Below are 8,979 nucleotides of genomic sequence, written 5' to 3'. Positions count from 1 at the left end.
GAATGTTCTCAAGATTCCGTGGATCCATTGAATGAGCGCAGTTCCCGACAGCGCGGTCCGAAGCACAGTAAAGCTGACGGGCGCGCCGCAGCCGCGGCTGTCACAAGTAAAGCTTCCCGACACTCCCATCCCTCAGCAGATCGCGGCCTACGACATCACGCCGCCGCTGCTCTTCAAACGTCAGTCGGCGCTGGCAGCCATTTATTTCTCGCTGCGCGCGGCTGCGCCGGCGGCTGTATCGATTCTCACTTTGTACGTGCTGGCCGAGCTGACCGGCACCGCTTCCACTGACTCTTTCAGTGCGGTGACGATCATCGTCACCATTCTTTCCATTACGTTGCTGCAATCGCCGCGCACGCCGGCGGCGGAATTGATCGCGCCACGCATGGTCGTGTCGCGCGGCTTGCTGATCCGCTGGTCGGTGTTGTTGCTGGCATTGCTGACGATCGGTTCGATCACCGGTTATCCGCGCGCGTATTCGACGCCCGCCATACTGATATGGGCAGTGGCGACGCCCGCACTACTGATTCCCAGCATGCTGTTGCTGGATGAGATCGCCCGGCGCGTGCTGTGCCGGCCGAGCAACGGGCGCAAAGCCGTGTTCGCCGGTTATAACAATACGAGTCAGCAATTGGCCGAACGTTTCTCCCAACACGCCGAGCTGTGCATGCGCGTGCACGGATTCTTCGATGACCGTAGCGCGCAGCGGCTCGAGGCGGGGGATACCCACAACCTGCTCGGCCCGTTGTCGCAGTTGCCCGAGTACATCAAGCAGAACGACATCGATGTGATTTTCATCTCGCTGCCGCTGCGGCACATCCGGCGAGTGCAGGACTTGCTGGACAAGCTCGGCGACACCACCGCGTCGCTTTATTACTTGCCCGACGTGCTGGTGTCCGATCAATTCCAGGCGCGCACCGGCGAGATTCTCGGCGTGCCGGTCATCGCCATGCGCGAAAGCCCGTTCTACGGCTATCGGGGCGCAGCCAAGCGACTGATGGATCTGTTCATCGCGTCGACGGTGCTGGTCGCCGCCGCGCCGTTTCTGCTGGCGATTGCCGCCGCGATCAAGCTGACCAGCAAGGGGCCGGTGTTGTTCCGCCAGCGCCGATACGGCTTGGACGGTCGCGAAATCGTGATCTACAAGTTTCGCACCATGACCGTCACCGAGGATGCCGGCTGGCTGGATCAAGCCAGTCGCAACGACGAGCGCGTGACCGCGCTCGGACGTTTCCTGCGCCGTTGTTCGTTCGACGAGTTGCCCCAGCTCATCAACGTTCTGCAGGGCCGGATGAGTCTGGTGGGGCCTCGCCCGCACGCTGTCGGACACAACGAGGAATATCGACGACTGATCAAGGGTTATATGGTGCGGCACAAAGTGCCGCCGGGAATCACCGGGCTGGCGCAAATCAGCGGCTTCCGCGGCCCGACGCCGCGCCTGCAGGACATGCAGGGCAGAGTGCATTGCGACCTGGAGTACCTGCGCAACTGGTCGCTGTGGCTGGATCTGAAGATCCTGGTGCTCACCGTGCCGAAACTATTCAAGACCGATAAGGCTTATTAGAACAACCACTACTATAAGGGGTCGTGCATGTTCTCAGATGCGGCCAATCGCGGGTTGTTGCCAGTGAGTCCGACGTTGGCGGATCACGTGAGCGGCTTCATGCGCTCGCTCTCCGAGTTGTTTCGCATCACTGCGCCGCTGGAGCGCGATCAGCTCGCGCACCGGGTCATGTTGCTGGTCATCGTCAGCATCGGCGCGTGGCTGCGCTTCTGGGGGCTGGGCAATGTCGGCCTGCATGGCGACGAAGAGACCATGGCGATGGCCGTGATGGGCATCGTGCGCGACGGCGCGCCGATTCTTCCGAGTGGATTGTTTTATCCGCGCGGCATGACCGAGCTCTATCTCATGGCCGGCTCGGTGCAACTGTTCGGCGAATCCGAGTGGGCGTTCCGCTTGCCCTCGGCGCTGTGCGGCGTGCTGACCATCTGGTGGTCGTGGCTTGCCGGCCGTCGTTTCCTGCGGCCGTACTGGAATCTCGCCTTCGCTGCCAGCATCGCGTTGTTGCCGTCGATGATCGTGTATTCGCAGACGGCGCGCATGTACATCTTCCTGCTGGCGGCCGTTGCCGGCTGCATGGTGTGCGTGTTCGCGTGGGAGCGCAGCGGGCGCATCGGCTGGCTGATCGGCGGCGTCGTTGCGCTGATCATCGGCATCGAGCTGCATGCGCTCGCGGTCACCACCGTTCTGTTGTTCCTGATGCCTGGCATCCTGCAAGGCGATTTTCGCAAGCTGCTCTACGGCAGCATCGCCGCCGCGCTGGTCATGGTGTCGTACCTGCTGATCAATGGCTGGGTGGATTCGCAGTATCCGGTGCCGCCGCCCGAATATGCTGCCGACCTGGGCGCGCCGTTGTGGGATCGCAGCCGTGCGCCGCAGGCGTTCGCGCTGAGCTTCGAGGTAGCGTTGTGGATCGCGGGCCTGGCGATCGCGTTCTTCGCGATTCATCTGTCTCGCGTGATTCCCCAGCGGTTCGCCGCCATCAGCGTTGCGACGCTGTTGCTGGCCGGCTTGCTGTTACAACTGCGGCTCTACTATCACATCGCCTTTCTGCTGCTGGTCGCGGCGGCGGTGGTGGCGCGACGTTTCGGCGGGCCGCGTATCTGGCGCAGATTCCAGATCTTCGCGCTGGGCAGCGCGCTGCTGGCGCTGATTCATTTCAGCTTGCTGGCGTCGACGCCCGGCTCTTTGCAGAAAGTGATCGGGGCGCTGGTCGGGCAGCCGAGCATCTGGCCCTACCTGCGCATCCTCCAATATTCGGAAGTGGCGGGCCTGCTGGCGCTGGCTGCTGTCGTGTGGGGACTGTGGCGTTTGATGAAACGCCGCCAGGTCACCGACTACGTGCTGCTGGTCATGCTCGCCGTCTGGATCCCGATGTTCACGATCGGCTTCTATGTCTGGAATCTGCCGCCGCGCTATACGGTCGCATCGCTGTTGCCGATGATGTTGTGCGGATTTGCCTTCGCGCAGAAGGTCATCGACTGGCTGCAGGCCTGGGCGGCGGGGCGGAATATAACGTGGCTCGCCGGCCGGCCGACGCAAGCGGCGGCTGCAGTGATCACGACAGCCCTGGTGGTCAATCCAGTGGAAGTGGTCGCGTCGGTGAATTCGGGATACGAGTCGCACCCCGATCACAAAGGCGCCGCGGAATTCATCAAGGCTCAGAATATCGTCGATGCCGACGTGATCATCGCCGAGGATGTTTTGCAGCAGACGTATTACCTGGGCCGCGTCGACTACTGGCTCATGAGCCGCCATCACGCACGCCGTTACGTGGAGCTGAAAAACGGCCGGATCCAGGATTTCTACACGGGGGCCGGCGTCATCAGCAGCGCCGCCATGTTGGAACAGTTGCTGAGCAGGGAACGTGGCAATCGCATATTCGTCATCGGCAGCGGCGAGAATCAGAGCGACAAGCGCAAGGGCATGCGAGGCGACATGGATCCCGTGTTGCACTCGAAGCAGTTCGAGGTCGTTTATGAGGGCCGGGATGGCCTGACACAGGTCTGGCGCGCCACCGGTGCGCCGCCGTCGTCGAGTGTCGTTCCGCCGTAGGAGTAAAGTCATCGCCGGGTTAGTCAGTCGGACCGCGATCATTTCCATCACGCGGTTCATGAATCAGGGACTGGTGGTCATCAGTCCCATCCTGCTGGTACGGCTGCTGACGGTCGAGGAGTTCGGCCGTTATCGCGAGTTCCTGCTGTACGCCGGGCTGCTGTCCACCATCTGCGCTTTCGGCATCAACAACAGCCTGCTGTATTTCATTCCGTCGCGCCCGAACTGTGTGCGGCAGATGGTGCGGCAGGCGGTGACCATGACCTTGGGCACCAGTGTGACGGTCGTGGGCGGCACGCTGCTCGCGGACTACTTCTCGAACGGCGCCATCCTCGGCGGCCTGCAATTGCCGGTCGCGATCTATGTGCTGCTGTTCGTGAATCTGGATTTCTGGGAGTTCTACTGGCTGTCGCAGAAACAGCCCGTGCCGGTGTTTGCTTACACGACCGGTCGTTTGATCGCGCGCATTCTGGTGGTCGTGACGGCCGCTTCGATCTGGCGCGACGTGATGCCCATCGTCTGGTCGCTCATCGGCCTCGAGGCGCTGCGCATTACCGGCTCATGGATCGCGTGGCGACGCGCCAGTCGCAACATCGATCAAAGCGGCGAGGAATCGTGCTGGCGCGAGCAGTTCCGCTATTGCTGGCCGGTCGGGCTGGCATTGATCCTGGTCACGCTCAATAAGTCGTTGGGCAACTTGTTCGTCACCAAGACCCTCGGTGTGGTCGCGCTGGCGCACTACGCAATCGGCACTCACATCCAGCCGGTCATCGGCGTACTGCGCAACTCGGTGTCGGATGCGGTGTTGCCCGAGCTTGCCGCGCTGAAGAGCACGAAGGGCGAGGGCGCTCTGGCGCTGTGGCGACGCTCGACGGTGGTGTCGATGATTCTGCTGACTGCGGCCGGTGTGGTGCTGTTCGAGTTCGCACACACGTTCGTCGTCACATTGTTCTCGGCCAGTTACGAGCCCGCGGTGGTGATTTTCCAGATCTATCTGCTCGTGCTGGTGCGTGAGGTGTTCGACTTCGGCGTCGCGTTGCGCGCCGTGAACAAGACCGCGCCAATCGTTACGAGCAGCCTGTTCGCGATTCTGCTGAACCTGTTGTTGCTCGTGACAGTGATGCCGATTTTCGGATTGCCGGCCGCGGCGCTGGCATTCGTCATTTCGCGCTGGACCGAAGGTCTGGTGCTCAGTCGCAGTACCATGCGTGCGTATCAAATCAGCTTGAAGGAGCTCGCGCGTTGGACCGATCTGGGTAAAGTCGCGCTCGCCGCGTTGCTGGCCGCTACGATTTTTTATGGCTCGTTCTGGACCGACTATTTCGGTCTGATCGGCGTGATCCTCGGCTCGACGGTTTTCATGGCGCTGTTCCTGGTGCTGTTGGTGGTGTTCCGCGTGCCCGAAGTCACGGCGATGTTGGGCCGACTGCGTAAAACGGAGGCGGCGCCCGCGAAATCCTGAGTAACTGTCGCTGATCCGCAACCTTTAGTTAATGAACTTTGGGCGCGGACGACGCATTGCGTCCCAGTGGTTACACCCCGGTCACTGGGCCGTAACGAGATAGTTACCATGACATTGGAGCGATATTCCGGACACGCCGATCCGGTCGACGTAAGTGCGGTGGGCGCGTGGGAAGGTCCGTTGTTCATCGTCGGCATGCCGCGGTCGGGCACGAAACTCTTGCGCGGTCTGTTGAGCAAACATCCTCGCATCCGCAGTCTTTCAGCCGAGACCGACTTTCTGCCCTTCATCGATCAATGGCTCGTGCAGCATGGCGAGCCCGCGACTGCCGAAGCGTTCGAGCAGTTGGCGAATGCGATGAGCGGCGCAAACTATTTCAACTTTCGTCCCGCAACGCGTGGCCCGTTTCGCTGGCAGGACTGGCGCAGCGCCTGTAACGGCCGCTTCGATGTGAGCGGCTTGTTCGAAGGCTTCGCGCGCTACGAGCTCGATGCCGAGCGCGGCTCGGGTCTGATTTGGGTCGACAAGTCGCCGGCGTATATCCGACAGATTCCGCTGATCGTGCGCCATTTCCCTGTCGGTCGAATTCTGCACATCGTGCGCGACGTGCGCGACCACTGCGTTTCCATGCGCAACGCCTGGGGTAAAGATATTCGCCGCGCCGCATGGCGTTGGGGAAAGGACGTGACGGTCGCGCACCGTCAGTGCCTCAGCTTGCCCGAGCGCTGTCTCGAGGTGAGATTCGAGGAGTTGTTACAGAACACCGAGACTCAGATGCGCCGCATCTGTCAGTTCCTCGATCTGGATTTCAGCGCCGATCTCACGCAGCTGTCGCAATCGGTGGAGCAACGGGGTTACGCCGCGGGCCGCAACGAAATCATGCGCGACAACTTCCGCAAGTTCGAAACTCGCCTGAAGCCGCATGAAATCGAGTCGATCGAATCGCTGGCCTGGAACTGCATGCGGGCGATGGATTACACGCCGATTCGCGCCACAGAGCAGCGCACGATGTCCGCGCTAGCGCAGTACATGCTCAAGCTGAAAGATGGCGCGCATCTGGTCTCGAACGGGATGTCGCGTCGTGGAGTGGCTGCGGCTGTGCGCTTCCATACGACTCACCACCGGATGGCTCGCTGACCGTGCGATGTGAACGCACGTCAGTGTAAGTACTGAAGCGTCGCTTGCAATAATTACAACTAAAGTGGGCCTGGATACGGATGGATTCGCGCAATGGATGCCGTCCACGCTGACGATCCTTGCTGGTATGCAACTTGCTCTACTCACGGTGACAGCGGATTCCACCGAGGCAGACGTGTACGTCAGAGTTAGCCGGCCCATTCACACCCATCGAGTCGTGGCCGATCGCGCCATGGCCCAGCGAGGAGGGCACTGCTGATGCGTTACCTGCTGGCGGCGCTCACGCTGTTTCTTACGCTCAGTAGCGTGTTCAACTGGGACCCGGGGCCCGCGCCCGGCGTCAAGATCAAGAACTTCCTGTTGTACATGCTGGTGATGGGCCTGGTGTTCAGCTACGCCAACGGCCACAAGTTCAAGATCCAGCTGCCGTCCATGAATGTCGCGTTCATCGTGCTGGTCGGCTATTCCATTCTTACGTACCTCGCGATCGCGCTGTTCATCGAGTATCCGCGCTACGACATCCTCACCAGCGCCTTCGACCTCAAGAATCGCGCGGTCGACTACATGCTGTTCTTCCTGGTGTTCTTCTATGGCACGCGCACGGAGAAAGATGCGACGTTCGTGTTGAAGTGCCTGCTGCTGTCGTGGATCGTTTCGCACTTCGTCGCAGTGCTGGACGCTTTCGGCTACGTGCAGATCGGCGACATCGAGCGTCGCGGTGACGGCCGCGTGCAGGGCGCAGTGGGCGAGTCGAATCAATATGGCGCTTTTGTCGCGCTGACATTGCCGGCCGCGGTCGCGATGGCGGTGGGCACGAAAGGCTGGCGCCGGTGGTTCTGGATGGGGGCCGCCGCGCTCACTGCCGGCACGCTATTGATGACGGTGTCGCGCGGCGCGTTCGTCGCGACTTTCGTGGCCACGTTGGCCGGCGCCTATTTGTTCCGGCGTTACCTGTCGCTAGGCAAGATTTTCAGCTGGGGCTTGATGGCCGGCGGCGCGATGCTGGTCATTCTGCTCATCGTCAGCCTGAGCTTCGGCGATCTGTTGTATGAGCGCGTGGTTTCCGGGTTCAGCACCAAGGACCTGGGCGGCACGTCGTCGGGCCGCACCGAAATCTGGAGCACGGCGATTGCGATGATGTTCCAGCATCCGCAGACGCTGCTCACCGGTTTCGGCTGGAATGCTTACTGGGTGATGCCGTTCCGGTATTCGCCGCATAACTATTACCTGGCGCAATGGTTCAATCTGGGCTTGCCGGGCCTGATCTGCAGCGTGGCGTTGCTGGTGATTCCGGTGCGCACGGCGCTGCGCTCGTTCGCGATGGCGCCAGCACATCTGCGCTTCCCGCTGGCCGGTTTCGTGGTCGCGACAGTCGCGTATGCGGCTGCAACCTTCTTTGTGGATCTTTATGTGCCCTGGATCTATTTCTGGGCATATGCCGGCGTCAGCATGCGGCTCGCCATGATCGCCCGCGAGCGCGCGCTGGAACCCGTCACTGTCAATCAACCGGCGCTGGCGCCGCAACGAGGGGACCCGTATGGCTGGATCGGCGCCGTTCGTCACTAAAAACAGCGACTCGGGCATGTGTACAGTCGAACTAGCTATGTTGGATGGCCGATGAAGATTTGCATTGTCGGGCTCGATGACTATCCGCAATTGGCAAAGCTGAAGACAGCGAAGTATGTGGGCGGCGAATCCGTGCAGCACGTGTTGCTGGCGCGGGCGTGGCGCGATCTCGGTCACGATGTATCGATGATCGTGCACGATCACGGCCAGGGCCGGCTCACGGATGTCGACGGGATCCGCGCGGTCGCGCCTTATGCACGCGATGAAGGCATTCCAGTCCTGCGCTTTGCCCATCCGCGGCTGACCGGGATGATCGGCGCGATGCGCGAAATCGACGCCGACATCTACTACCAATCGCCGGCGGGTGCGGCCACTGGCATCACCGCATGGTTCTGCCGTCGGCATGGCAAACGCTTCATCTCGCGCATCGCCTCGGACCTGGCGTGCATTCCCGGCAAGCAATTGATCCGCTACTGGCGCGATCGCAAGATTTACGAGTACGGCTTGCGCAATGCCGACCTGATCGTCGCGCAGAGCGAACAACAACGCACTCTGTTACAGCAGAACTACGGGCTGAAGAGCGAAGTGCTCGACATGGCCGTGGAAATGCCGAGCGGCCCGCAGCCGGAGCAAGACATCGACGTGCTGTGGGTCTCGAATCTCAGGCCGGTGAAGCGGCCGGAAATCGTTCTGGAGCTGGCGCGGCGGATGCCGGACGTGCGCTTCACGCTGGCCGGCGGCGCGCTGCCCGGCGCGGAGGACTATTACCGGACTGTGACCGAAGCGGCGCAGTCGATACCGAATCTGACCTGTCCGGGCGCGGTGCCCTATACCGATGTGGGAACGATGTTCAGCCGCGCGAAAATATTCCTGAATACCTCGCAGATCGAAGGCTTTCCGAACACGTTCCTGCAGGCCTGGGTGCGAGGCGTGCCGGTGGTCGCATTCTTCGATCCGGACTCTCTGATCAAGCAGCGTCAGCTCGGGCATACCGCGACGGATCTCGACGACATGGTGCACGCCATCACCCGGCTGCTCGCGAATCGCGAGGAACGCGAGCGCATCGGCGAGCGGGCGCGTGCCTACGCAATTGCTCAGTTCGGACCGAAACACATTGCCAGCCGCTATCTGGAGATGTTGGGGACACAGAGCGCCGCGCAGGTCCTGCGTTACGGCACGAGTGGTTGAAGATGTCGAG

Annotated in this window: 6 protein-coding genes; all 6 read left to right on the top strand. The window is 61.6% G+C overall.

The window, feature by feature from the left end; all coding sequences use genetic code 11:
- Window positions 1-31 precede the first annotated feature (31 nt).
- Window positions 32-1,564: an undecaprenyl-phosphate glucose phosphotransferase gene (locus GYH35_RS31675; protein WP_161815552.1), complete on the top strand. Its 1,533-nt coding sequence runs from the start codon at window positions 32-34 to the stop codon at window positions 1,562-1,564.
- Between the two features lie 27 nt (window positions 1,565-1,591).
- On the top strand, window positions 1,592-3,616 hold the full coding sequence (locus tag GYH35_RS31670) for a glycosyltransferase family 39 protein (RefSeq protein WP_161815551.1): 2,025 nt from the start codon (window positions 1,592-1,594) through the stop codon (window positions 3,614-3,616).
- On the top strand, window positions 3,582-5,078 hold the full coding sequence (locus tag GYH35_RS31665) for a lipopolysaccharide biosynthesis protein (protein ID WP_308683824.1): 1,497 nt from the start codon (window positions 3,582-3,584) through the stop codon (window positions 5,076-5,078). Before GYH35_RS31670 ends, GYH35_RS31665 begins: the two co-directional genes overlap by 35 nt.
- A gap of 108 nt (window positions 5,079-5,186) precedes the next feature.
- Complete coding sequence (locus tag GYH35_RS31660) at window positions 5,187-6,215, top strand: sulfotransferase family protein (protein WP_161815549.1); 1,029 nt, start codon at window positions 5,187-5,189, stop codon at window positions 6,213-6,215.
- Between the two features lie 258 nt (window positions 6,216-6,473).
- Window positions 6,474-7,781 (top strand): O-antigen ligase family protein, encoded by a 1,308-nt coding sequence (locus GYH35_RS31655; protein WP_161815548.1) that lies wholly within the window; start codon window positions 6,474-6,476, stop codon window positions 7,779-7,781.
- A gap of 51 nt (window positions 7,782-7,832) precedes the next feature.
- Window positions 7,833-8,969 (top strand): glycosyltransferase family 4 protein, encoded by a 1,137-nt coding sequence (locus GYH35_RS31650; RefSeq protein ID WP_161815547.1) that lies wholly within the window; start codon window positions 7,833-7,835, stop codon window positions 8,967-8,969.
- Window positions 8,970-8,979 lie beyond the last annotated feature (10 nt).

This window comes from Steroidobacter agaridevorans, from assembly GCF_009932555.1.
Lineage (GTDB): Bacteria > Pseudomonadota > Gammaproteobacteria > Steroidobacterales > Steroidobacteraceae > Steroidobacter > Steroidobacter agaridevorans.
The sequence above is the reverse complement of the archived record's forward strand: the minus strand, read 5'-3'. Positions and strand labels throughout refer to the sequence as shown.

Coding starts and splice junctions, on each gene's coding strand:
- GYH35_RS31675 (WP_161815552.1), top strand. CDS start 32: ATGAGCGCAGTTCCCGACAGCGCGGTCCGAAGCACAGTAAAGCTGACG.
- GYH35_RS31670 (WP_161815551.1), top strand. CDS start 1,592: ATGTTCTCAGATGCGGCCAATCGCGGGTTGTTGCCAGTGAGTCCGACG.
- GYH35_RS31660 (WP_161815549.1), top strand. CDS start 5,187: ATGACATTGGAGCGATATTCCGGACACGCCGATCCGGTCGACGTAAGT.
- GYH35_RS31655 (WP_161815548.1), top strand. CDS start 6,474: ATGCGTTACCTGCTGGCGGCGCTCACGCTGTTTCTTACGCTCAGTAGC.
- GYH35_RS31650 (WP_161815547.1), top strand. CDS start 7,833: ATGAAGATTTGCATTGTCGGGCTCGATGACTATCCGCAATTGGCAAAG.